Below are 24,245 nucleotides of genomic sequence, written 5' to 3' on the forward strand. Positions count from 1 at the left end.
AGATGTTTCCTTTCATGCAGCTTGTTACTTTTGTCGGAAGGGATGAGCGAGGTGGTGGTGCGGAAAAAGCGAATTAACTCACCCGAGGTGGTGGCGGGTGTTATCAGGGGTGATGGCAGGTGGTGAGAATGTAATCAAAAAAGGGGGCGGGTAATTTGTGACCGTTGGGTATGGGTAAATGGTGGTCCGGGTGATCGGGATCGCAAAAGTGACAATCCGAGCCTTTTCGCGGGCAAAAGAAAAGCGGCCCGAGCGGGCCGCTTTTTTCTGAAAGTCTCAGGACTTAGTAGCCAGAGCTCCAGTTGGAGTGTGCGTCCAGAATCTGCTCACCAGTGTGACAGGTGGCACAGGTTTCTTTGCCCTGCATGTCGACGTAAGCGTCGTACTCAGAGGCCGGAACACCGATGGTGTTGATGTTACCGTCGTGGTCGATAACGCCGCCCATGGACTTGATGTGTGCCACAGCAGTGTCGTTCAGACCGTACGGCGGAACGTGACAGCTGACACAAGCGGCAGTCTGCGGGGATACCAGCAGTTGCTCGTTGGTGTCGCTCAGACGTTGGCCATCAGTGGTACCGAAGGCCACCGGAGCCGCATCAGCAGCGATACCGGACAGGGTGAAGCCGTTGGCGCCGTGACAGGTCTGGCAGTCGGTCTTCTTGAAGAAGCCGCCCAGGTAGTGCTTGCTGTGTACGATGTACGCCAGGTTGGAGGAGCCTTGGCCCTTCTTATCCCGGGTACCGTTGTGGCAGCTGGCACAACCGTCCAGATCGTTGGTGTAACGGTGGGTGATGGAGGTGGTGTGACACGCCTGGCAATCGCCCATCTCTGCGTGTTGTACGCGCGGAGATTCGGCAACTACAGTGCCATCTTGCTCGAAGAAGTAGGTGTCACTCACCAGGTACGGTGCCAGTTGCTTACCGGACTCCAGATCCGCTTCCACACAGTCAAGGCGTGCACCTTTGCCATCGAAGCAAACGTGCAGCTGGCTGGACAGAGCGATGGTGGCGCCGGCGTCAACCAGTTCCTTCACCTTGTAAGTGCCGTCGGTGATGACAGACTGAATGCGACCGTCGGCCAGCTGAGTAAAGGTGTCGAAGCCCACTTTCTGGTAGTTCACCAGGAAGTCATCAGCGTGCAGACCGTTAACAACGATGGCGCTGTTAAAGCCGCCGTACTTGTACGGACGAGGATCGATCTGAGTCAGCGGTACCAGCTCTTCGCCGTCCAGTACGGAGAAGGTGGCAGTGATGGTGTACGCAGTGGCATCAACCACAATCTCGTCAAACTGAACTTTCAGCTCCGGAGCGCGGCCATTGGCGTTCTGAGTATAGTGACCGGCTTCGGCGCCGCGAGCGCCATCAGCGTTGTGGCACTGCACACAGTTCTGCTTGTCTTCTGCGATCTGGTTGTTGTCAGAATCCCAGTGCCAGCTCGGTACGGCGTACGGGCTGTTGTGACAGTTCAGACAGGTAGCGCTATCCAGGTCCGCTTTCCAGGCGCCAGCCAGTTCCAGCGCTTCATCAGGCTGGTGACAGGTTTGACAGTTGGAGGCTTTCTGCGGGTAGATGCCATCTTCAGCGTAGAAAGAGTGGCTGTGGATGTCGTGGGCCATGCCCTTGATGGAGCCGTCGTAAACGAAGGTGTTTACTACGGTACCGTTCTCATCCTTCTCCTCTTTCACATAGCTGTTGTAGTCAGTGTGACAGAAGGTACAGGACTCGAGGGTCACGTGCTTGCTGCCGTGCATGGACAGCGCACCATCGTGGCCCGGACGGTGACAGCTTTGACAAGTGGTCTCTGCGATCAGCTCTTTCGGACGCTCAACCACAGTATCGCTGCTCGGCTGCCAGTAGTAGAAGCTGTTTTCTACCAGGGTGGCGCCATCTTTACCGGCGGCTTTCAGGCCCAGGTACAGACCGTTGGTCGCAGTGGCATCAAAATCGTACTCGTAGGCCAGAGTGTCGATGGCCTTGTTCAGTACCAGGGTGTAGGTGCCGTCTTCATTGTCAGTCAGACAGTCTTCGCAGCTGCTGCCCTTGAAGTAGGAGGAACCGGTCAGGTGACCTTCACCTTTGTCCTTGTTGAAGTAGCTCAGCCAGATGTCGCGCGGCTCGCCGGTAACATCAGTAGTACCTACCTCGTCTTCGGTACCCATACGGCCAAAGGAAACCGCGCCGATGTCGGCGTTGGTCAGGCCATATACGGCTACGCCGTTGGAGTTGGTCAGAGTGAACTCAAGAGTGAGGATGCCGGCTTCGTCAACGGAGGCGCTGTCGACCTTGGCGGTCAGTCCGGAGACTTCGCCAATGCTAACGCCAACCGGACCGGGCTTGCCGTCTTCGCCGTTGGAACCATCTTTACCGTCACTGCCACAGCCGGACAGCGCCAGGGAAACCATGGCCGCGCTGGCCAGCAGTTTCCAGTTTTGTTTTGTTGTTGTCATCTCTATTCCCTGCAAATGAGAAACGATGTCTTTAAGTTGTTCTCACGACAGCGTTTATACCGCCGCAAAGGAAGTCTACGGGGGTGAGGTCAAAATAAATGTGACCGTGTTAACAAAGGTGGTCAGATGAAAATCCAAAAAATCCCCAAGGTAAACAAAGGTGTGACGCTAATTGCGTAAACGTCCGGGGTGTGGGAGAGAATGTTTTTCAAAGGGGGTGAAAAGTGAACAAAAGCCGTTGGGGTGAGAGGAGTTGTGCAAGAGATGAAAAAGGGGCTCATAAGAGCCCCTTTTTACGTTAGGCCGAGGTTACTTCAGGCCGTGCACCACATCGTAACCGGCACTGCGTCCCGCTGCGTGGCATGTCGCGCAGGTTTCCGCCGCTTCGGCGGGAACGTATTGCCCCGGCGTACCAGCGTACACCCCGCCATTCTGGCGGAAGTGGGCCACTGCGGCCGGGTTGGCGGCCTCTGTAGTAGCGTGACAGCTGGCGCAGGCGGCCACTGCCGGTGAGTACTCCACTTTCCCTTCACCAGCGGGATTCGCTGCCGCAAAGGCGGGCAACGTCGCCATCGTGGACAGGTTAATCTGTCCTTCAGCGTGACAGGTGGCACAGTTGGCCGGAGTGTCGGGGTAGGTGGCGTCCAGATCCGTCGTACGGCGCACCGAGCGGGTGCCAGCGTGGATCTGGTGGATCATCACCTTGAACTCAAAGCCCTGCTCAAACGGCTTGTTGGCGTGAGCAGAGCCGTTCGGGTTGTGACACGCCACGCAACTGCCGTCGGTCAGGAACACCGCCGTATTGGGCGAGCCGGAGTGGCAGGAGCCGCAGGCACTGTCCGGCGGATAGGTTTCGTCGCCTCGGGTGGTGAGGTGACTGGTGGAGAAGTCTGCCTGCTCGGCGTGGCAGTTCACGCAACCCATCTCCATGGCAGCCACACGGCGCATGGCCACGTCACTGGCATCGGCGGAGAAGCTGGCCTTATTGCCTGCCACAATGGCGTCAATGATCCGGGCGTCCGGCGAATCGCAGGCCACCGGCACCAGGTTACTGGTATCCAGATTGGTGACACTGGCGTTGGCGCAAACGAACAGCTTGCCATCGATAAAGCCCTGAGCGGTGGCAGTGAATAGGTCATGCACCAGCGGGTCGATGCCGGTCACCGTATAGGTGATGCCGGTATCGCCTGCGACGGAGGTGATCACGCCACCTTCTGTATTGGCGGTTTTCAGGTCAAAGGCGATGCGTGACTTGTGTCGACCAAACGCACTGGCAGTGTCAGCACGGGCGCCACCCAGATCGTATTCGCTGCCATCGAAGGCGGCAGCGGTGACCCAGAACGCTTTCACATTGGGGTCAGCTTCCGGCGCCATCTCACCGGCCCAGCTCAGAGTAAAGGTGAGCGTGCCTGTGGTGGCGTCAAAGGTGCCGTTGCCCAGAGTGTAAGCGTACGCTTCGCGGGCATTGCCGGTGGCATCGGCTTTGGCCAGGTGGTAGATGGCCGAACCCATGGGGTTGGTCTCATCGGCGTGACAACCGGCGCAGTTGCCCTCCGCAAACGGAGTAAAGCCATCGCTGTGGAACAGCCCCCGGGCGGTGCCATCCCAATCGTCTGCCGCAAACTTTTCATGGCAACTGAGGCAGGCTTCCTGACGGTGGAAGTACCAGTTGCCCGCCTGGGCGGGAGCATCTTCACCATCCAGGTGGCACACCTTGCAGTCGTTGCCGTTGGCCGGGAAAGTCAGCTCACGGAAATCCTGGGGATTGCCGCGGAAACCGATCATAAAGTACTCGGCCTTATGGATCTGGTGGAGCATGGAGCCCAGATCGATGGTGGCGCCGGTTTCCGGATCGCCGGAGTAGGGGGTATGGCAAACGGTGCAGTTCTCAATCTCAAAGCGGGCACCACCGTGCAGGATCAGCGGGTGGGCGGCACTGTTGTCGTAATCGTTGCTGTGGCAACGCAGACAGGCCTGCTCCAGTACTACCAGAGTTCGGGTTTCCTCTGCGGTCGCTTCGGCGCCACTGGCGGGGATGAAGTCGTAGTGGGTGTTCACCAGCGCCTCTTTGACGTCGCCCCGGAAACGACGAAGCTCCATGGTGACCCGGTGGGTCAGGGCGGCGTCATAGCTGGTGTCCAGGCCGGCGAGCTCGGGGTACTCCGACAACGCCATGGAGAAGGTGTATCGATAACTGCCGTTGCCGGTGGCCTCGACACACTCAATACCACAGCCGGTTTCGATGCCCGCCTGAATTTGAGGGCCTTTGAGGGCGTCCCAATCCGCTGGGAAGTCCTCACCCACATTCACCTCACCGGGCTCAACCAGACTGTTGATGTAGCTGGTCCACTGGGTGGACTTAATGCCTTTCCCGCTGCCGTCCACGGCGCTGCCGTCGCTGGGCAGTGGGCGGGTCCGTTTCTGCAGTGTGGTGAGTTTGGCGATGCCCATGCCGATGCGATCCATATCGGCGTAACTCTCCAGCCCGGAAACGGCGACACCATTGGCGTCGGTGAGGTCAAAGTCGACCATCACCTTGCCCGCGTCGTCGATGGTGACGCCGGTGATATCGGCGTTCAGGCTTTTGGCAGCAGCGACATTGACGCTGACTTCACCCGGAGGACCCTCTGGCCCGTCGGCGCCGTCATCGCCATCACTGGGGCAACCGGAAAGGGCCAGTGCCATGGCACTGGCAGCGAACAAGGCGCGCCAGGGCGCCAAATGAATAGGTGAGTTCATAAGACGATCCTGTTGTCGGGTATTCCAGGTGGTCATGGGCGACTCCTTATTGGGCCGGAGCCAATCCGTGGGCCGGGGCGATGTCATAGGTTCGACCCGGGCCGTGGCACAAGGCACAGCCTTTATCGCCACTGGCCATCTCAAGCGTGCCGCCAAACACCGCACCTTGCTGAGCCATATGGCCCTGCGCCGTGGCGCTGCTGTGGCAGACGGCACAGGTGGCCGCTTCAAGACTGGTATAGGTGCCATCATCCACCGCCATCGGCGGGACGGAACTCAGCAACGGCAGGGCGAAACTGTCGCCCTCATCACCAGAGAGGTGGCACTGTCGGCAATCCGACACCGGAGCCGGGTAGCTGAGGTCTTCGTAGCCCTCCCGCTGTGCGGTGTGGATGGCGTGGATCATATGGCTGTAGTTGGCGCTGCTGGCCGTCACATTCGGCGCGGTCGCGCTGGCCACCATATTGGCGTTGTGGCACAGCTGGCACTGTTGTGAAAGGTCGTTACGGGCGCCGTGGAAATTCAGCTGTTGATCCCCATGGCAGCTGCCGCAGGTGTCGTTGCTGACCACCGCCCGGCGGGCCATGCCATTACCCACGGTGAAGAACTGGGTCTGGCTCAGGATGGGGGTGGTGACGGCCGCCGCATTGTCACAGGGGGTCAGCGTATCCCCACTGCGACAGATGCGGCCCTGAATCGCAACAGCGCCGCCGCCATCGGCTTCGCTTCCTGGCGGAACCGTCAGTCCGGTCAGGGTGTAGCGATACTGGCCCGGCGCCGGGGTTTCCTCGGGCGTCAGGGACTCCAGCCGAATATTGGGGGCGGAGCGGGTGCTGTAATCGAAAGCGGTGCCCCAGTTCGCGTAGAGCCGCAAATCGTTGAGGTAGGGCAACTGATCAGGGCTCGCCAGGGCTTCTCCTGTGGTGGGATTGCTCAGGCTGACAATGATGCTGAGCGTACCGGCGGCCAGGTCCGGCGTGATGCTGTCGATCTCGGCGCTGAACTGACCCAAAGCGGCGTCCTTATCTGCCATCAGGTGGACACTGCGGGTCCAGTCCGGGTTGTGACACGCGGCGCAGTTGCTGTTATCCGGCTGGGCCGGGTGGCCAATGCCCGCCACAAAGTCGATGGCGGTGTGGCAACTGCCGCAGGCAAGCTGGCTCGGGAACAGGGCCCAGTTGTCCGACTGGGGCAGCGCTTCGCCACCGGTATGGCAGGTTTCGCAATTCACAAAGTTGGCCAGCCCGCTTTCGGCATGCGCCGAGTGCGCCAGACCGGACAGCACATTCTCAGGGTTGGAGAGGCGGTTGACGGAGTGGCAGGTGGTACAGGTTTCCAGCTCGTTATAGCGGCCGCCGTGTCGTACGCGACCCAGATCGGTGTGGCAGCTGTCGCAGCTCTCGGTGCCCACGATCAAACGGGTGTAGTGCGGTTCACCGTCCGGGGGCGTGAAGTCGACAAAGGCATTGACGACCGGCAACGGTGACCCATCGGGAAGGGCGTCGCCGCCCACTTTGATCACCAGTCGCTGGGTGGCATCGGGGGAGTAGGTGACCCCTTCGGCGGCGTTGACGTTAAAGCCGGTCTGGTAGTCGTAAAAACCGTTGGCAAAGTCGGTCCACTGGCCGGGGCATTCCCCCTTTGCGTTGCAGGTTTCCGACCCCAGGAAGCGCCACTCGGTGGAGTTGCCCGCGCCGCTGAAGCCGGTTGGCAGCAACTGGGCGGCCAGTACGGTGGCACTGGGCAGGCCAGCAACCCCTTCGCCATTCTGGTTGGTCACCAGCATGCGGAAGGTGATCTGACCCTCGCCGGTGATGCTCCAACGCTCAAGACTGACCTCAATATCGGTGACCTCCTGAGCGGGGGGCGGCGTTTCCGGCCCGGGGGCGCCTGGGCCACCGTCATTGCCATCTTTACAGGCGCTCAGAAGACCCAGCGCCAGCAACGCGGCCAGCAGCGGGCGAAGGGAGACGAAATCGCTTCCAGTGTTCATGTCACGGGCTCCTTGTGCGTTTGACGCTGTGCCGGCGTTAAAACTCATGGCGATAACTCAGGTTAATAAGGTAATCGCTGTAGTCATGGGACAGGTCACCAAAGGTCAGCACATTACCGATGCTGTTGGGTTGCAGCCCCTGATTGAGGAAACTGCTGTCCTCGTACTCCTGGTAGAGCAGGTCCAATTGAACGCTTGAGTGGTCGCTCAGGTGGTAACGGCCATAGATATCCAGCGTAGTGCGGGTGGCGTCGTAAGCCCCCAGGTCGTTGCCCAGGCCCTGCTCGGTGCGGGTGAGGGTATCGCTGTCTGCCCAGACCAGATCGACCCCCAGGTCCAGCCGGTCACTGAAGGCGCCGCGATATTCTGCTCCCAGTCCGGCCGACTGGGCATCGTCATCCTGTCTACCCTGCCAGAGTGTTCCGGTGTTGCTGCCAATCTGGCGGGTATCCAGGTTGTAGGCGTTATAGAAGAGGTAAAAGGAGAGCGCTTCCTGGTGATAGTTGAGGTTGATGTCGTAGCCGGTTCGGTCCACCGTATCCAGCCCCACCAGCGGGTCGTCATAATCCTCTTCGCTGCCCTCCAGGGTGATCTGGATGCCGAGGGGATCCAGGATCTGGTAGCTGGCCACCAGCTTGCCGTAGTAGCGGTCCCGGTCTGCCAGGTAGTAGGGTCGAAGGGCAGGGTCATTCACCCCTTCTGCATCCGGACTGCCGAGGAAGTTATTCAGTTCCCGGTCTTCGCCGCCCAGTTCGAGGCGCAGGGCGAGTCGTTCCCAGTGGTTCAGTCTTAAGATGGCCCAGTACTGGTTGGTGGTGGCCTGATCGGCGGGTTGATCGGTCCACTCCTGCTGTCGCCATCGATAACCCAGCTCACCACTGAAGCCGCGATAGAAACGGTAGTTTATGGCCAGACTGGCTTTCTGGTCGGTGATGTCCAGATCCGGTGGGGTGCGACTGCCAGCGGGGATGCTGTCCGTAATAATGTAGGGATAGGGCTGCAGCGGGTTGCGGTAGTCCCGGTCCTGGTAGTCGTACTCCGCCAGCAGGGTCATTTTGCGCATGGGGCGCAGCCGGTAGCGCAGATTCAGGTCCAGCTTATCCAATTGCAGATCCGCATCTGATGCAGGCAGATCGGGGGAGGGGCCGTTGATGGTGGCGGGCAGGAACGTCTCATCCTGATCGTGCCGGCCCCATACCACCTGGCCAGACAGCGACTGTATCCCGGCGGCCCAGGTGCCCTGTACGTGGAACTGGTGGGCGGTGTTGTCCGGCGCAACGGCTTGTTGGCCCTCACGGGCACTGCCAAAGGTCGGCGTATAGGGGTTATCCCAGCGCTGGGCGCTCAGGTCGTTCTCGTACTGGCTGCCCAAGTAGCCAAATGCCACCTGCCAGTTGCCACCGACCACGTTCAGGCCTGCCGCCAGTGACGTGGTGTTGTCGTCCACCTGCTGAGGCAGGTTAACAGCATTGGTGATCAGCGTGGCGCCGCTCTGGCGATATCCTTTGCGCTGCTGGTGGGTCACATCAAGGTAGGTGCGGATGGCATTAAAGTACTTCTCCAGCCCGAGTTGGAACTGGTCCCGCTCAAGCTTGAGGTCGACCGGGTTCAAAGGCCCGTCCAATCCCGGCATCTGCTGGGTGGTGGCGCCCTGCTGCCAATCGGCAGGAAGTTGATGGTGACCATTACTGGTGCGGTATGGTGTGGGCACGGTGGCGTCATACCAGGCCAGTTGTCGCCAGCTCAGCTCTGCCGCAAAGTCCCTGGCCCGGTCGGCCCCGATGGCCAGCGTGCTGACGTCGTAACCCAGTTGGTCTGCTTCAATCGCGGTTCGCACATCGTTGCTGTACCAGTGGGTGACATTGCCATCCAGCCTGGGGACCAGGCCGTCCTTGTCGGTGCCACTTTCATTGGCAAAGTGGATGTCGTCAATCTGGTTGTCGCTGGCGCCGATTGCGAAGTGGCCGCGGGTTCCGGTCACCGGCGTGCATCGTTCACACTGCCATTCGTCCGTATTGGTGTTGGCGGTATTGGCCTTGTTCAGACTGAAGTCTGCTGCACCAACGCAGGGTGATAAGGTGAGTCCAATCAGGGTAGCCAGTAGCGTTTTCTGCATGGTGGACGCTCCCTATCGTTGCAGCAGTTTGCCAGACGGGTGATTGGAGCCATGCACCTGATTGTGGCAGTTCAGGCAGCTTTGACCCGCGGTAAAGGCGCTGTTGCCGCCCTGGAACTGCGGGGAACCTGAGTGCGGACTGGCATGGCAGCTTTGGCAGAGTTGCGGAGGCCTTTGGGTCAACATCGCCTCGTTCACACTGCCATGGGGGTTGTGGCAACTGGCGCAGTTATCGGCAACGGGAGCGTGCTCCCACAGCACCGGACCCCGCTTTTCGGCGTGGCAGGCGTAACAGTTGTCGTTCACCGAGACCTGGGCCAGCATCGCCTCGTTCAGCGAGCCGTGAGGGTTATGACAATCGGTGCAAGTGATCTGGCCGGAGCGCATGGGGTGGGAGGAGCGCTGCTGCATCTGGGCAAACTGTTGACGGTGACAACTGGTGCAGTTCTCCATCGCCAGCGCTTTGTCCTGGCTGGGATCCTGAGCAGCGTGTACGTTGTGGCAGCTGGAGCAGGCCACCTCTTCCAGATCGTGAATGCTGCCGTGCCAGGCCAGGCGGTCATCACCACTGTGGCAACTGAGGCAAACGGAATTCTGGGCTGAGGCGCTGACCCTTGAGTCCGGGCCAAAGGTGATCATCGGCTCTTTGCCGCCCCGGTTGTGGTTGCCCTGAGGACCATGGCACGCCTCACACTGCAACTGGCCAGGCGCCATCGGGCTGGCAGGGTTGTGAGTGCGGCCGTGTACCCCTTCAAACAGGGCCATCACCGTTTCACTGCGCCGATGACACATCAGGCAGTTGTCGGCCCCTTTGGCGGAGTATTTGCCTTCGGCAAACTTCTCAACGAGGATCGCTTCCAGTTCTGATTCACTCAGCTCTTCCCAGGCGGCCTGAGCCGTTATCGCGGGTATAGCCAAGCACGCCAGCAGCACCGCCCTAATAAGGCAATGCAACAACCGACTCACACTCATCATCATTCCCCTGCTTCCTTTGCAGACCTTGCTTGTTGTGGTTGTGTGATTACGAGGTAATCAGAAGGTTAAGTTAGCACAAATCCCCAGTCGAACCAGATTCTCGGTGTGATTGTTTTGTGGTGATTGGAGGGGTTGGTGGTCTTGGGTTGCGTGGGAGGAGTGGCGCAGAACACAGCAGGGAAGAGGGGATTTTGCTCAGTTGGAGCGAAAGTTGTGGCGGTGATCGAGTGGGAGTGTATCTGCTGCAATTTCGTTCTGTCCGATTGCCAGAAGTGTGATTGTAATCATCTATTTACTCATGCTCCCTCAGTACAATCCCCCACGAAAATTCAGGGATTCTCCATTTTAAAAGACGCAATTTGGGGATCCTGTTCGCTGTTTTAGGGGATGAGAGATGCAAGATCGTAACGAACAAGGTGGTTGGGCCAAGCTGTGGCGTCAGCCCAAAGCGAAGTGGTTGCTGGGCATTCCGGTTGGCGCTTTCCTGTTCCTGGCTATTGGTGCTGTGGGTACCGTCGGTTTCAACACCGTTATCCACGCCACCAGCACTGACGCGTTCTGTGTGAACTGTCACGTGCCTTCTTACGCCCAGGAAGAGTTCCACCAAAGTGTTCACGGCTCCAGCCGCAGCGGTATGGTGGTTAACTGTGCCGACTGTCACGTAGCCAAAGAGTTCGTGCCGAAGATGTGGCGTAAGGTTACTGCCATGAAAGAGGTTTACTGGCAGATCAAGGGCGACTATAACACCCCCGAAGCCTACGCCGAGCACAAGAAAGACATGCAGGCCCGTATCGTGGAAGGTTTCCGCGCTACCGATTCTCGCGAGTGCCGCAACTGTCACGATGTTGAGCGCATGAACTTCGACAAGCAGAAGAAGATGGCCGCCAACATGCACCAGCGTATGGACAAGATGGGCAAGACCTGTATCGACTGTCACGCTGGCAAGATCGCTCACGAGCGCGCCAAGTAAGCGAATTACGCAAAAGAAAGCCCCCGCATCGCGGGGGTTTTTTTTGTGCCTGAAACAGTGAAATGAAGAAGTTTCGGGTGAAAGGGGGATTTCCTTGGTGACTCACAAAGATCGCCATTCCCGACCGACTCATCGCCGGAACTTGGATCTACCGCAAACTTTTTGTCAGAAGGAGGGGTATACTCAACCTAAATGAGACTGATTAGCATTTGGTGATTTATGACCTTAGCGGAAATGGTAAATGGCCAGCGAGGCCGCGTCGCACAGTTTCAGGCCAATGGCCTGGAGCCCGACACTCAACTGAAACTGGCTGCCATGGGGCTGGCACCTGGCTGCCCGGTGCAACTGGTTCGTCGTGCGCCGCTGGGACGCTCTATCCAGCTGAAGCTGGCGGGTGCCTCTGTGTGTCTTAATCATCAACTGGCCCAGCAGGTAGAGGTCGAGGTAAACCATGGCTAAGACCATCCTCTCTGTTGGTCTGCCCAACTCCGGCAAATCCACGTTGTTCAACGCTCTGACCGGCGGTCAGGCCAAAGTCGGAAACTGGGCGGGTGTTACCGTTGCTGAGAGTCAGGGAACTCTGCAGGTTGGCGACCAGTCCATCCAGCTGGTGGACTTGCCTGGTCTGTATGATCTTACCCCCGCGCAGAGCGGCCCGGAAGATGAAGCGGTTTCTCAACAGGCGCTGTTGAAAGGCCAGTTCGACGGCGTAGTGAACGTGATCGACGCTACCCAGCTTTCCCGCCACCTCTATCTGACGGCTCAGTTGCGTGAACTGGGCATTCCGATGGTGGTTGTGCTCAATAAGTGGGACGCCGCCTGTGCTGCCGGGCTGAACGTGGATCTGGCGATGCTTGAAGAGCGTCTGGGTTGCCCGGTGGTGGCGCTGTCTGCCCGTCAGAGTGCCGATAAAGAGAAGGCGCTTCAGGCGATCAGCACGCTGCTGGCACAGCCCCAGTTGGAACCGCTCATGGTGCCCTATGGTGAAGTGGTTGAGTCTCATCTGTCTGAGGCGCGCCACGAAAGCCTGATGCAGCTGATGAAGCGCAGCCACGATTGGCTGAACATCATCGCGTCTGCCCGTCACCAGTGGGTGGCCAAACTGCTTGAAGCCGCAGAACACAGGCACAGCGAAGAGCCCAGCCTGAGCGAGCGTCTGGATAAGTGGGTACTGCACCCGGTCGCCGGTATCCCGGTGTTCCTGTTTATGATGTACCTGACCTTCATGTTCGCCATCCATGTGGGCAGCGCCTTTATCGACTTCTTCGACATCATGGCGGGCGCCATCTTTGTAGATGGTACGGCCCTGGCGCTGGAGTCCATCAATGCCCCCGGATGGCTGATTGGTCTGCTGGCTAACGGTGTGGGCGCGGGTATTCAGACCGTGGCGACCTTCATCCCGGTAGTGGCTTTCCTCTTTGTTGCCCTGGGCATTCTGGAAACCTCCGGCTACATGGCGCGAGCTGCCTTTGTGGTCGAGGGCGCAATGCAGAAACTGGGCTTGCCCGGAAAAGCCTTCGTGCCCCTGATTGTCGGTTTCGGCTGTAACGTGCCGTCCATCACCGCCACTCGTACCCTGGAACTGCGTCGTCAACGCATTATGGCGGGCATGATGGCGCCCTTTATGTCCTGTGGTGCCCGTCTGCCGGTGTACGCCCTGTTTGCCACCGCGTTCTTCCCGGACAATGGTCAGAACCTGGTGTTCCTGCTCTACGTTGTGGGCATCGTTATGGCCGTGCTGACCGGTCTGATGCTGCGTCACACTCTGCTGCCTGGTGCCAGTGGCACTACGGTAATGGAGTTGCCGGATTACGAACTGCCGACCCTGCGTCAGATTCTGTCCCGTACCTGGCAGCGTACCCGTCAGTTTGTGCTGGGCGCCGGTAAAGTGATCGTGGTGGTAGTAACCCTGTTGAGCTTCTTCAACACCATGGGCACCGACGGCACCATCGGTCATGAAGACACCGACAGCTCTCTGCTGGCTGTAGCTTCTCAGATCGTGACCCCGGCATTTGGACCGATGGGCATCGAGCAGGATAACTGGCCTGCCACCGTGGGCATCATCACCGGCATCTTTGCTAAAGAAGCGGTGGTGGGCACCCTGAGCAGCCTGTACAGCCAGGGTGGGGAAGATGAAGGCGGTGAGTGGGATCTGCTGGGCAGCTTCAACGAAGCACTGGCGACCATCCCGGAAGCGTTGCTGGGCATCGAAGTGACTGACCCGCTGGGCCTCAAGATTGGCGATGTGCACGATGTCGACACCATGGCGGAAGACTTTGGCTTCGAGACCGGCAGTCTGGCGAATCTTGAGCAGGGCTTCGGCTCCCGTGCGGCCGCCTTTGCCTACCTGCTGTTTATTCTGCTCTATACCCCGTGTGTGGCGGTAATGGGTGCCATGGCACAGGAGTATGGCGGACGTTGGGCTCTGTTTGCTGGTGCATGGACCTTTGGCGTGGCGTACGCCACCGCCACCCTGTTCTACCAATTCGCCACCTTCGGTATGGGCGCCATCGGTTACCTGCTGGTGTTCGCCATTCTGTTGGGCGCTGTGTTCCTGGCTCTGCGTAAGGCAGGACAGCATCAACAAACGGGAGCCGGCGACATCCCGATTGTTATTCAGGAGTGACTGGAAAGCGCATCCGTAAGGGTTTAACTTAAGAAAAAGCAGCTTATTCAAGCTGCTTTTTTTTTATGGCTGATTTTTGTGACTTAGTTTGGCCGACGCGAGCTGGAGGGATGGATGATGAGGGATGATCAGGGTTTCTGGGCCCGGCTTTGGCGCTCGCCAAAAGCGCGATGGCGGTTAGGGATCCCCCTTGGGGGATTGCTGTTTTTTGTGCTCGGTGCGGTGGGGACCGTTGGCTTTAACGTGGTGATCCATGAAACCAGCAGCGATACCTTTTGCGTGAGCTGTCATGGCCCCTCCAAGTTTGCGGCGGAAGAGTGGCCGCAGCACACCCACTACAACACCGCTTCCGGCGTGCTGGTGACCTGCGCCGACTGCCACGTGGCGAATGAGTTTGTGCCCAAGATGTGGCGTAAGATCCGGGCGATGAAGGAGGTGTATTACCAGACGCTGGGCACCTACGACACCCGGGAGAAATTCGAAGCGCATCGCCAGGAGATGGCGGAAAGCGTTTGGGCAGAGATGCGGGAAACCGATTCCCGTGAGTGCCGCAGTTGCCACAAAGTGGAGTTGATGGATTTTGCCCGCCAGAAAAAGGCCGCGGCATCAATGCACCAGCGCATGGAGAAGATGGGCAAAACCTGCATCGACTGTCACAAGTTCCTGGCCCACGATCGGCCGGCCAAACCGCAGCAGGGAGAGTAAGAGATGGATCGACATAATCGCGGTATTTGGCAGGTGCCCAAGAGCAAATGGCGATTAGGCATCCCATTGGGCGGTCTGCTTGCCCTGGCGTTGGGTGTGATTGGCTGGGTAGGGTTTGAAGCTTCACTGCACTGGAGCAGCACGGATGAGTTCTGCACCTCCTGCCACAATTCACCGTCTGCCTGGGTTGCGGAGGAGTGGCATCAGACGGCGCACTACAAAACGCCGTCCGGGGTGGCGGTGCACTGCCATGATTGCCACATTCCCAAAGAGTTCGTGGATAAGATCTGGGTAAAGGGCACCAGTGCCGTTCACCACATCTATACCCAGCTCACCGGCACCTACACCGATAAGGCCAGCTTTGAAGCACGGCGTGAGATGCTGGCGCAGCGGGTGTGGGACAAGATGCGCGCTAACGATTCCCGGGAGTGCCGTAACTGCCACAAGGTGGAGCGTATGGATCCGGCCGCGCAAAGCCCCACTGCAGCGCAGTTCCATGAGGTGCTGGCGGACGCCGATGGTGAGGTAACCTGCATCGATTGCCACGCCGGGATCGCTCATAAATTGCCCGGCCCGACCAGGCCGTAAATCCATTTGAGGGGGCGGAACGCCGCCCCCTGTCTCAGCCGCCTCATCTTGCAGTTGCTACGCTTTGGAAGTTGTTGCACCATACCGCTTTTGATCGACCCCCAAGCCCAAGAGGATGCGCATGAGCCAGCCGGACACCGAGGTTCGTCCCAGCAACTTTATCCGCAACATCATTGACGAGGATCTGGCCTCCGGGAAGCACAACAGTGTGCATACCCGTTTTCCGCCGGAGCCTAATGGTTACCTGCATATTGGTCATGCCAAGTCCATCTGTCTGAACTTTGGCATCGCCAAAGACTACCAGGGCAAGTGCAACCTGCGTTTTGACGACACCAACCCGGTGAAAGAGGACATTGAGTACGTTGAGTCCATCAAGCGCGACGTTCAATGGCTGGGTTTCCAGTGGGATGGCGAAGTGTGCTATTCCTCCGACTACTTTGACACGCTGCACGGCTATGCCGTTGAGCTGATCAACAAGGGTCTTGCTTACGTGGATGAGCTGAGTCCCGATGAGATCCGCGAATTCCGGGGCACCCTGAAAGAGCCGGGTAAGAACAGCCCCTACCGGGATCGCTCCGTTGAGGAGAACCTGGCACTGTTCGAAAAGATGAAAAACGGTGAGATGGCCGAAGGCACCGCGTGTCTGCGTGCCAAGATCGACATGGCCTCCTCCTTTATGGTGATGCGTGATCCGGTGCTGTACCGCATCAAGTTTGCCCATCACCACCAGACCGGCGACAAGTGGTGCATCTACCCGATGTACGACTTCACTCACTGCATCTCCGATGCGCTGGAGGGGATCACCCACTCCCTGTGCACCCTGGAGTTCCAGGACAACCGTCGTCTCTACGACTGGGTACTGGATAACATCAGCATTGAGTGCCACCCGCGTCAGTACGAGTTCAGCCGTCTGAACCTGGAATACACCGTGATGTCCAAGCGCAAGCTGAACCAGCTGGTGGTGGACAAGCACGTATCCGGTTGGGACGACCCCCGTATGCCGACCATCTCCGGTTTGCGTCGCCGTGGTTACACCCCGGCCTCCATCCGTGAGTTCTGTAAGCGCATCGGTGTGACCAAGATGGAGAACACCGTTGAGATGGGGATGCTGGAAGCCTGTATCCGTGATGACCTGAACCAGAACGCGCCTCGTGCGATGGCGGTCCTGGATCCGGTCAAGATGGTGCTGGAAAACTTCCCGGAAGATCGCGTTGATATGCTGAACATCGCTAACCATCCCTCTGATGAGTCGATGGGCAGCCGTGATGTGCCGTTCACCCGCGAGATTCTGATTGAAGCGGAAGACTTCCGTGAAGAGGCGAACAAGAAGTTCAAGCGTCTGGTACTGGGCAAGAAGGTGCGCCTGCGCGGTGCCTATGTCGTCACCGCTGAGCGCGTTGAGCAAGACGCCGATGGCAATGTGACCACCATCTTCTGCTCCGTAGATCTGGATACCCTGGGTGTGGACCCGGCCGATGGCGTTAAGCCGAAGGGCGTTATCCACTGGGTTTCCGCTTCTCACGGTGTGCCCGCTCAGGTGCGTCTGTATGACCGTCTGTTCAGCGTGCCGAACCCGGGCTCTGGCGAGCTGGAAGAGACGCTGAACCCGGACTCCCTGACCATCATCGACAACGCGATGGTGGAGCCGGCTCTGGCCTCTGCAGAGGTCGAGAAGGCGTTCCAGTTTGAGCGCATGGGTTACTTCTGCGCTGACAAGGAATCCAGCGCCGAGCGTCTGGTGTTCAACCGCACTGTGGGTCTGCGTGACTCCTGGGCGAAGATCGCTGACTGATGCGCTGTCCGGGAGCGAACGCTCCCGGTTTCGCCAGCCCTGATGAGGGCATAAAAAAACGCCGGCAACTGCCGGCGTTTTTTATTGGGGATTCCCCATTAATCGTTGTGGTTGCACTCTTCGTTGGTGCAGTGACCGTACAGGTAGAGACTGTGGTTGGTCAGTTTGATGTTGTGCTTCAACGCAATCTCATGCTGGCGACGCTCAATCACGTCATCAGAGAACTCAATCACCTTGCCACAGTCCAGGCAGACCAGGTGGTCGTGATGGTGCTGGCTGGCCAACTCAAATACGGCCTTGCCACTTTCAAAGTGGTGACGGGATACGATTCCGGCATCGTCAAACTGGTTCAGAACGCGATACACGGTGGCCAGGCCAATCTCTTCGCCATGGTCCAGCAGCAGCTTGTAGAGCTCTTCTGCGCTGATGTGCTGGTTATCGGGGTTTTGCAGCAGCTCCAGGATCTTCACCCGCGGCAGGGTCACTTTGAGTCCGGCTTTTTTCAGGGCCTGATTTTCGTCGGTCATGTTTGTCTCGTCTATCTACTAGGCCGTCTACCGCGGCGGTATCCAGTCATTATATGGAGGCGGGCGGCAACATTAAACCACTCTGTTCAGAAGGTTTTACCGCTACGGGCTTGAAATGGCAAAAAAATAGCCGCAGCATGAATGAAAATGGACGACGAAAGAAGCGCATGTACCAGCGTATTGTAGTGTTGACTGGAGCGGGTATCTCCGCGGAATCCGGGATGAAAACCTTCCGGGCCGAAGATGGCCTCTGGGAGTCCCATCGGCTTGAAGATGTGGCGACGCCCGAGGGGTATCGGAAAGATCCCGATTTGGTCAATCGGTTTTACAATGAGCGCTGGGAGCAGCTGAACAATGGCATCGAGCCAAACCCGGCGCATCGTGCCCTGGCAGAGCTGGAGAAAGTGGTCGGCAAAGGGCTTCTGGTGGTCACTCAGAATATCGACGATCTGCATGAGCGAGCTGGCAGCCGCCGTTTGATCCATATGCATGGCGAGCTGAATAAGGGACGCTGTCCCCGCAGTCAGCAGGTGTTTCCGCTGCTGGAGCCTTTCGGAGCCGAGAACCTTTGCACCTGCTGTGTGCCGGGCCAGATACTCCGTCCCCATGTGGTCTGGTTTGGCGAGATGCCATTGGGGCTGGACCGCATCTATCGCGCACTGGAACAGTGCGAGCTGTTTATCAGCATTGGCACTTCAGGCACCGTTTATCCCGCGGCAGGTTTTGTTGAGATGGCCAGTCATGCGGGTGCGGATACCCTGGAGATCAATCTGGAGCCCTCCGAGGTTCACAATCAATTTTCCCACCAACAGACCGGTAAAGCCGGCGAGCTGGTGCCCAAGCTGGTGGAGTGGATCAAAGCGGGCAACCGACTCAGCTGAACCCGCTTTCTATCGGCTTAACTCAGTGCCCGGTGGATGGCGCCGGTCAGTTGGGTCAGCTGTTCAGAGGTGATGATGTAGGGCGGCATGATGTAGACCAGCTTGCCAAACGGGCGTATCCAGACTCCGTCGGCAACAAACCGACGCTGGATCGCCGCCACATCCACCGGTGTCACCGTTTCCACCACGCCAATCGCGCCCATGACCCGGACATCCGCGACGCTCTCCAGGGTACGGCAGGGCTCCAACTCCCGCTTCAACTGCGCTTCAATCGCCTCAACCTGTGACTGCCACTGCCCGGTAGCGAGCAACGACATGCTGGCTTCGGCGACGGCACAGGCCAGAGGGTTGCCCATAAACGTAGGGCCATGCATAAACACGCCCGCCTCCGACGCGCAGACCCCTTCGGCAATGGCGTCACTGGCCAGGGTGGCCGCCAGGGTCATGGTGCCGCCGGTCAGCGCTTTGCCGAGACAGAGGATATCCGGCACAACATGGGTGTGTTCGTAGGCAAACAGCTTGCCGGTGCGCCCGAATCCCGTCGCAATTTCATCAAAGATCAGCACGATGCCGTGTTCGTCGCAGGCCGCGCGTACCGCTTCCAGATAGGCAGCGCCGTAAAAGCGCATCCCTCCGGCCCCCTGCACCATGGGTTCCAGGATCAGCGCCGCAGTCGTGTCCCCATAAGCGGCCATCGCCGCCTCAATGGCGAGATGGTCCTCCTCCACCAGCGGCTCACCCAGTGGGGTGACCGGGCGGGGCAGGAAGTGGGCTTTGGGCAGAATGTCGCGAAACAGGCTGTGCATGCCGTTCACCGGGTCACAGACGCTCATGGCGGCAAAGGTGTCGCCGTGGTAGCCACCACGCACCGTCATCAGTCCGGTTTTTTCCCCCCGCCCGATCCCTTGCTGATACTGCAGCGCCATCTTCAGCGCCACCTCAACGGATACCGAGCCTGAATCCGCCAGGAACACCTTGTTCAGGCTTGGGTGGGTCATCGCCAGCAGGCGTTTGCCCAGGTTGGTGGCGGGGGCGTGGGTCAAACCGCCAAACATGACGTGGCTCATGCGGTCCAGCTGTGCTTTGGCGGCCTCCACCAGTGCGGGGTGGCTGTAGCCATGGATGGTGGACCACCAACTGCTCATGCCATCAATTAGGCGTTCGCCGCTCTCCAGTTCGATGTGCACACCTTCCGCTCGGCTTACGGGGTAGCAGGGCAGGGGATGGGTGGTGGAGGTGTAGGGGTGCCACAGGTGGTCGCGGTCAAACTGCAGATCGGCCTTCATGGTTAAAAATTGTCCATCAGTTAAGTTGCTGGGGTGGTCGGCGTTGACAGTCTACCTGCTCACCGTATCCTAGCCAACGACAACCGATGACTCAGATGGAACTCCATTATGGCCGCTACCCGCCACGACTGGCAGCTGGAAGAAGTCCAGGCACTGCTGAATAAACCGTTGAATGACCTGCTGTTTGAAGCCCAGTCTGTGCACCGTCAGCACTTTGATCCCAACGAGGTGCAGATATCCCGTCTGCTCTCCATCAAAACCGGCGCCTGTCCGGAGGATTGCAAGTACTGCCCTCAGAGCGCTCGTTATCACACTGGTCTTGAGACGGAGCAGTTGGTTGAGGTGGAAAAGGTACTGACGGAAGCCAAAGCGGCGAAAGAGGCGGGGGCCAGCCGGTTCTGCATGGGGGCCGCCTGGCGCAACCCCCGGGAGCGGGATATGCCCTATCTGCTGAAGATGGTGCGGGAAGTGAAGTCGATGGGGATGGAGACCTGCATGACCCTCGGCATGCTCTCGGTAGAGCAGGCTGAGGCGCTGGCTGAGGCGGGCCTGGATTACTACAACCACAACCTGGATACCTCACCGGAGTTTTACGGAGAGATCATCTCCACCCGCAGCTATGAAGACCGGCTCAATACTCTGGACAATGTGCGCAAGGCGGGCATGAAGGTGTGCTCTGGCGGCATTCTGGGCATGGGAGAGCAGGCGAAAGATCGGGCGGGCCTGCTGATGCAGTTGGCCAACCTGGAGAAGCATCCCGAGAGCGTGCCGATCAATATGCTGGTCAAAGTGGCGGGAACGCCGATGGCGGAACAGGATGATCTGGACCCCATCGAGTTTGTTCGGGCCATCGCGACCGCCCGAATCATGATGCCCCAGTCTCACGTTCGACTCTCCGCAGGCCGGGAGAACATGACGGAGGAGCTGCAGGCGATGTGCTTCTTTGCCGGTGCCAACTCCATCTTCTACGGCTGCAAACTGCTGACCACCGCCAACCCGGAAGAGAACAGCGATATGGCGCTGTTCGCCAAGCTGGGTCTGCGTCCAGAGGCGGGCGCACCCGTACACCTTGAAAAGATGGCACCCGTGGTGCCGGATGAGAAGGACGAGCTGTTCTACAATGCCGCCGGTTAATCCGTTTAAGGCCCGGGCAGAGCAGCAACGTGCCCGTCGCCAAAGTGATGGTTTATGGCGCCAGCGTCACCTTATTGAAACGCTGGATGGGCGCTTGTTGCGCTTTGACGGGCGCGAGTACCTCCAGTTTGCCAGCAACGATTACCTCGGGCTGGCAAAGGGTGGTGTAAGCGAACCGGCACAAGGGGCGGGCGCGTCCCCCTTGGTGACGGGCTATCATCCGGTTCACCGGGCACTTGAAACACGGCTGTGTGAGCTGACTGGCTACGAGTCCGCTCTGCTGTTCAGTTCTGGCTTTGCCGCCAACTCAGCCCCATTTTCCCTGATGGCAGAGGGAGACCGGGTGCTGGCGGACAAACTCAGCCACGCGTCGCTCATCGACGGTGCCCTGGCCAGTCCCGCCACATTGCGCCGTTTTCCCCATAACGATATGGGCACGCTGGCCCGCTGGCTGGAGGGCGCTGCGTCCCCGACGCTGGTGATCTCAGAATCGGTGTTCTCCATGGATGGCGACCGCGCACCGATGGCGGATTTGGTGCGTCTGTGCCAGCAGCATGGTGCTCTGAGCTGGCTGGATGACGCCCACGGCTTTGGTGTGATTGGCGAGTGCGGTCTTGGTGCGGTTGAGTTTGCTAAACCAGACCTGCTGACCCTCACCTTTGGCAAAGCGATGGGCGCGCAAGGGGCGGCACTGCTTGGGCCCTCCTGGCTGATTGAGGCCCTGCTGCAGCAAGCGCGTCACTACATCTACTCGACCGCACTGAGCGTGGACCAGGCGCAGCGGGTGCTGACCCAGCTGAATCGCTCAGCGGAGCCTGAACATCGAGCGCGCCTGTGGGCCAACGTACGCCACTTCCGGCAGCAGGCGCTGGCAGCAGGGCTGCAACTGACCGATGCCGACAGCCCCATTGTGCCGGTGATCACCGGCGATAATGCGCGAACCCTCGCGGCCGCAGAGGGGCTTAAGCAGAAGGGTATCTGGGTGCCCGCCATCCGTCCGCCCACCGTCCCCCGTGGCGAAGGACGGCTTCGGGTGGTGCTCAATGCCGCTCATACGGTAAGCGACATTGACCGTCTGGTTCAGGCCCTGGTTGAGGTGCTGGAGGCGGGGGTATGACTCAGGCGATTGCCAGTTGTTTTGGCCGAGCGGCGACGATTTACGACCAGCACGCTCATCTTCAACGGCGGGCAGCAGAGCGACTGCTGAGCGAGACCGACGACGGCGGTCTCTGGCTTGATCTGGGCACCGGTACCGGTCATGTTGCCCGCAATCTGGCGGCCGAACGGGTGATCGCCCTGGATCTGGCGCTGCCGATGCTGCAACAGGCACAGGCGCTTGGCACCCCCAACGGGCTTTGTGGTGACATCATGTCCCTGCCGATTCAGGCGGCCAGTGTTGACGGCATTGCTGCCAACCTCTCCCTGCAGTGGTGCGATCCCTTGTCAGACACGCTGGCGGAGCTGGCCCGGGTTGCCCGACCAGGGGCCAAATTACTGGCCACTCTTCCGCTGGCCCACACCTTTCCGGAGCTGCGGCCCTTAACCGAACGGGGTCAACTGGCCTGTAACCGGTTTGCTGACCTTCAAGAACTGAAGCAACGGTTGCAGGAGAGTCCCTGGTCCGCGTTTCAGCTTCACCCCTTTACCGAAGTGGTCCATTTCGACTCCGTCCGGGCGCTGCTGGGCCACTTTAAGGCCACCGGCGCTCACCACAGTCAGGCGCGGCAAAGCGGCCTGCGAGGGCGGGCATGGTGGCACGCTTTGAATGAGCAACTGAGTCAGCATCGCACCTCCGAGGGGTTCCCCCTGACCTGGGAGTTGGTGCTGGTGGAGGCAACACGATGATCTACTTTGTCACCGGCACCGATACCGAAGTGGGTAAGACCCGCGTCAGCGCCGGGCTGCTGGCTGCCGCAAAGGCCGAAGGATTCACGACGCTTGGCCTGAAGCCGATTGCCGCTGGCTGTGAGGCGACACCGGAGGGGCTAAAAAATGAGGATGCGCTGGCACTGATGGCGGCCAGTACCCTGAGGTTACCCTATCGCGATGTGAACCCCATCGCTCTGGCACCGCCGATAGCGCCCCACATTGCTGCGGCGGAGGTGGGTCAACCCATCCAAGTCGAACGATTGGCTGCTGCTATGCCACGCCAGGGGATGAGTGATGTTGATCTCTGCCTGGTTGAAGGGGCCGGGGGGTGGCGTCTGCCGATTGGACAGGGTCAGACGCTGCCGCAATGGGTGGCGCAAGAGGGCTGGCCGGTGGTGATGGTGGTCGGGATGAAGCTGGGCTGTCTGAACCATGCGCTGTTGACCGCAGAGGCAATTCGAGCGGATGGTCTGACACTGGCGGGTTGGATCGCCAATCGGGTGGATCCCGCCATGAGCCGTTACCAGGATAACCTGGAGACGCTCAAAGCGATGTTGGATGCGCCGCTGCTGGCGGAGGTCCCGTTTCTGGAAAATGAAGCCGCCTCCACGCATCTGGCAGAAGCGGCTCACCGTCTTACAGCAGGCGGCTGAGGTCGGAGCCCGGTTCTATCGGTTGCTTTTGGGAGCTGCCCTGGAACAGGAACGCGTCTTTCTCTCCTAACAGCACCAGGGCATCACCCTGACGTTTCAGAGCGGTGCCCTCCTGAATGCCCACTACCGGCATCAGGGGATCCACGCAGGTAAACTCCTGCAAGCGCTGTTCACGGGTTTCGCCGTGATGCCCCGGAGGGTGGAAGTCGATGTAGTGAGGGTTCAGCTGGAACGGCACCAGACGCAGCGCCTCAAAAGTCGGGGGCTGGATGATCGGCATATCGTTGGTGGTACGGATGCTGTCACCCGCCACATTGGAACCCGCACTCCAACCGATGTACTTCATGCCGTTGCCAACCTGCTCCCGAAGCGCCTCCACCAGATTGTGGTGATACAACTCGTGCAGCAGGTGGAAGGTGTTTCCGCCTCCAATCATGACCCCATCATATTCACCCAGCGATTGGGCGGGATCGCTCAGCTGATGGGCACTGTCGAGCGTAAAGTCCAGTGAATCCAGTGCGGCGGATACCTTCTGGTGGTAGTCGTCGTAACTGATGCTGACCCCGGCGTAGGGGATAAAGAGCCAACGACTGCCGGGCTGAACCATGTCAGCCATCCACTTCAGTGCATGACTCAGATAGGGCGTATCGTCGGCTTTTGAGCTGCTGAGCAGCAACAGGGACAGGCTCATGGGTGATCTCCGCAAATTATGAGTTTTTGCTTTTAAAAATCAGAGGTTAACGACAGTTTAGCAAGGCGTTACGCAGACTGAAATGACGAGAAGGGACAGCAAGGCCAGGGCCACATGCCAAAGTGGCCATTCAGGAAGAACCATTGGAGATAAAGATAGATCAGATTCCTCTGATAGATCCATATCTTGTGGTTGTTATCGACAAAAAGTGCCATATACTGACAATCAATGCTGTACGGTGTCCCAAACCGAGT

Annotated in this window: 19 protein-coding genes; 11 read left to right on the forward strand and 8 right to left on the reverse strand. The window is 59.1% G+C overall.

Annotated features, from left to right (window positions below):
- Positions 1 to 283 precede the first annotated feature (283 nt).
- The 5 genes from KUV52_RS10315 to KUV52_RS10335 all read right to left on the reverse strand — a co-directional run bounded on the left by KUV52_RS10315 (position 284) and on the right by KUV52_RS10335 (position 10,272).
- Complete coding sequence (locus tag KUV52_RS10315; protein WP_222525857.1) at positions 284 to 2,446, reverse strand: OmcA/MtrC family decaheme c-type cytochrome; 2,163 nt, start codon at positions 2,444 to 2,446, stop codon at positions 284 to 286.
- A gap of 309 nt (positions 2,447 to 2,755) precedes the next feature.
- On the reverse strand, positions 2,756 to 5,221 hold the full coding sequence (locus KUV52_RS10320) for an OmcA/MtrC family decaheme c-type cytochrome (RefSeq protein WP_261389961.1): 2,466 nt from the start codon (positions 5,219 to 5,221) through the stop codon (positions 2,756 to 2,758).
- Positions 5,222 to 5,231: 10 nt separating this feature from the next.
- A complete protein-coding gene (locus KUV52_RS10325) occupies positions 5,232 to 7,178 on the reverse strand; it encodes an OmcA/MtrC family decaheme c-type cytochrome (RefSeq protein WP_222525858.1) in 1,947 nt (648 codons plus the stop codon).
- Positions 7,179 to 7,215: 37 nt separating this feature from the next.
- Positions 7,216 to 9,294, reverse strand: coding sequence for an MtrB/PioB family decaheme-associated outer membrane protein (locus KUV52_RS10330; protein WP_222525859.1), 2,079 nt, complete (start codon positions 9,292 to 9,294; stop codon positions 7,216 to 7,218).
- A 12-nt stretch (positions 9,295 to 9,306) separates the two neighbouring features.
- Positions 9,307 to 10,272 (reverse strand): DmsE family decaheme c-type cytochrome, encoded by a 966-nt coding sequence (locus KUV52_RS10335; protein WP_222525860.1) that lies wholly within the window; start codon positions 10,270 to 10,272, stop codon positions 9,307 to 9,309.
- A gap of 391 nt (positions 10,273 to 10,663) precedes the next feature.
- Between KUV52_RS10335 and KUV52_RS10340 the strand changes: the two genes are divergently transcribed.
- From KUV52_RS10340 to glnS, 6 genes are all read left to right on the forward strand, one after another.
- Positions 10,664 to 11,239, forward strand: a complete 576-nt coding sequence (locus KUV52_RS10340) for a NapC/NirT family cytochrome c (protein ID WP_222525861.1) — start codon at positions 10,664 to 10,666, stop codon at positions 11,237 to 11,239.
- Between the two features lie 219 nt (positions 11,240 to 11,458).
- Complete coding sequence (locus KUV52_RS10345) at positions 11,459 to 11,698, forward strand: ferrous iron transport protein A (RefSeq protein WP_222525862.1); 240 nt, start codon at positions 11,459 to 11,461, stop codon at positions 11,696 to 11,698.
- The gene (gene feoB / locus KUV52_RS10350) at positions 11,691 to 13,865 is read left to right on the forward strand and encodes a ferrous iron transport protein B (protein ID WP_222525863.1); all 2,175 of its coding nucleotides are present in this window, start codon (positions 11,691 to 11,693) and stop codon (positions 13,863 to 13,865) included. Before KUV52_RS10345 ends, feoB begins: the two co-directional genes overlap by 8 nt.
- Positions 13,866 to 13,979: 114 nt before the next feature.
- Positions 13,980 to 14,570 carry a NapC/NirT family cytochrome c gene (locus tag KUV52_RS10355; RefSeq protein WP_261389962.1) on the forward strand — a complete coding sequence of 197 codons (591 nt, stop codon included), beginning with the start codon at positions 13,980 to 13,982 and terminating at the stop codon, positions 14,568 to 14,570.
- Positions 14,571 to 14,573: 3 nt separating this feature from the next.
- Entirely contained in the window at positions 14,574 to 15,158 is a 585-nt protein-coding gene (locus KUV52_RS10360; RefSeq protein ID WP_222525864.1) for a NapC/NirT family cytochrome c, read from the forward strand.
- 121 nt (positions 15,159 to 15,279) lie between these two features.
- Entirely contained in the window at positions 15,280 to 16,950 is a 1,671-nt protein-coding gene (glnS, locus tag KUV52_RS10365) for a glutamine--tRNA ligase (RefSeq protein ID WP_222525865.1), read from the forward strand.
- 98 nt (positions 16,951 to 17,048) lie between these two features.
- On the opposite strand, the gene fur is transcribed toward glnS, so the two are convergent.
- Positions 17,049 to 17,477, reverse strand: coding sequence for a ferric iron uptake transcriptional regulator (fur, locus tag KUV52_RS10370; RefSeq protein ID WP_222525866.1), 429 nt, complete (start codon positions 17,475 to 17,477; stop codon positions 17,049 to 17,051).
- 167 nt (positions 17,478 to 17,644) lie between these two features.
- Between fur and cobB the strand changes: the two genes are divergently transcribed.
- Positions 17,645 to 18,358, forward strand: coding sequence for a Sir2 family NAD+-dependent deacetylase (gene cobB / locus KUV52_RS10375; RefSeq protein WP_222525867.1), 714 nt, complete (start codon positions 17,645 to 17,647; stop codon positions 18,356 to 18,358).
- A gap of 17 nt (positions 18,359 to 18,375) precedes the next feature.
- Here the strand turns inward: cobB and bioA are convergent, their stop codons facing one another.
- Positions 18,376 to 19,644, reverse strand: a complete 1,269-nt coding sequence (gene bioA, locus KUV52_RS10380; RefSeq protein ID WP_222525868.1) for an adenosylmethionine--8-amino-7-oxononanoate transaminase — start codon at positions 19,642 to 19,644, stop codon at positions 18,376 to 18,378.
- A gap of 108 nt (positions 19,645 to 19,752) precedes the next feature.
- On the opposite strand from bioA, the gene bioB reads away from it, so the two are divergent.
- From bioB to bioD, 4 genes are read left to right on the forward strand one after another with little or no spacing between them, the layout of a single operon-like run.
- Positions 19,753 to 20,778, forward strand: coding sequence for a biotin synthase BioB (gene bioB, locus KUV52_RS10385; protein ID WP_222525869.1), 1,026 nt, complete (start codon positions 19,753 to 19,755; stop codon positions 20,776 to 20,778).
- The gene (locus KUV52_RS10390; RefSeq protein WP_222525870.1) at positions 20,765 to 21,895 is read left to right on the forward strand and encodes an aminotransferase class I/II-fold pyridoxal phosphate-dependent enzyme; all 1,131 of its coding nucleotides are present in this window, start codon (positions 20,765 to 20,767) and stop codon (positions 21,893 to 21,895) included. The genes bioB and KUV52_RS10390 overlap by 14 nt, the downstream gene beginning before the upstream one ends.
- Positions 21,892 to 22,623, forward strand: coding sequence for a methyltransferase domain-containing protein (locus KUV52_RS10395; RefSeq protein ID WP_222525871.1), 732 nt, complete (start codon positions 21,892 to 21,894; stop codon positions 22,621 to 22,623). Before KUV52_RS10390 ends, KUV52_RS10395 begins: the two co-directional genes overlap by 4 nt.
- Entirely contained in the window at positions 22,620 to 23,300 is a 681-nt protein-coding gene (bioD, locus tag KUV52_RS10400) for a dethiobiotin synthase (protein ID WP_222525872.1), read from the forward strand. Before KUV52_RS10395 ends, bioD begins: the two co-directional genes overlap by 4 nt.
- Here bioD and pepE read toward each other — a convergent pair.
- Positions 23,284 to 23,991 carry a dipeptidase PepE gene (pepE, locus tag KUV52_RS10405; RefSeq protein ID WP_222525873.1) on the reverse strand — a complete coding sequence of 236 codons (708 nt, stop codon included), beginning with the start codon at positions 23,989 to 23,991 and terminating at the stop codon, positions 23,284 to 23,286. The two genes, bioD and pepE, sit on opposite strands and share 17 nt — an antisense overlap.
- Between the last annotated feature and the right edge of the window lie 254 nt (positions 23,992 to 24,245).

This window comes from Ferrimonas balearica (assembly GCF_019802055.1).
Taxonomy (GTDB): Bacteria; Pseudomonadota; Gammaproteobacteria; order Enterobacterales; family Shewanellaceae; genus Ferrimonas; species Ferrimonas balearica_A.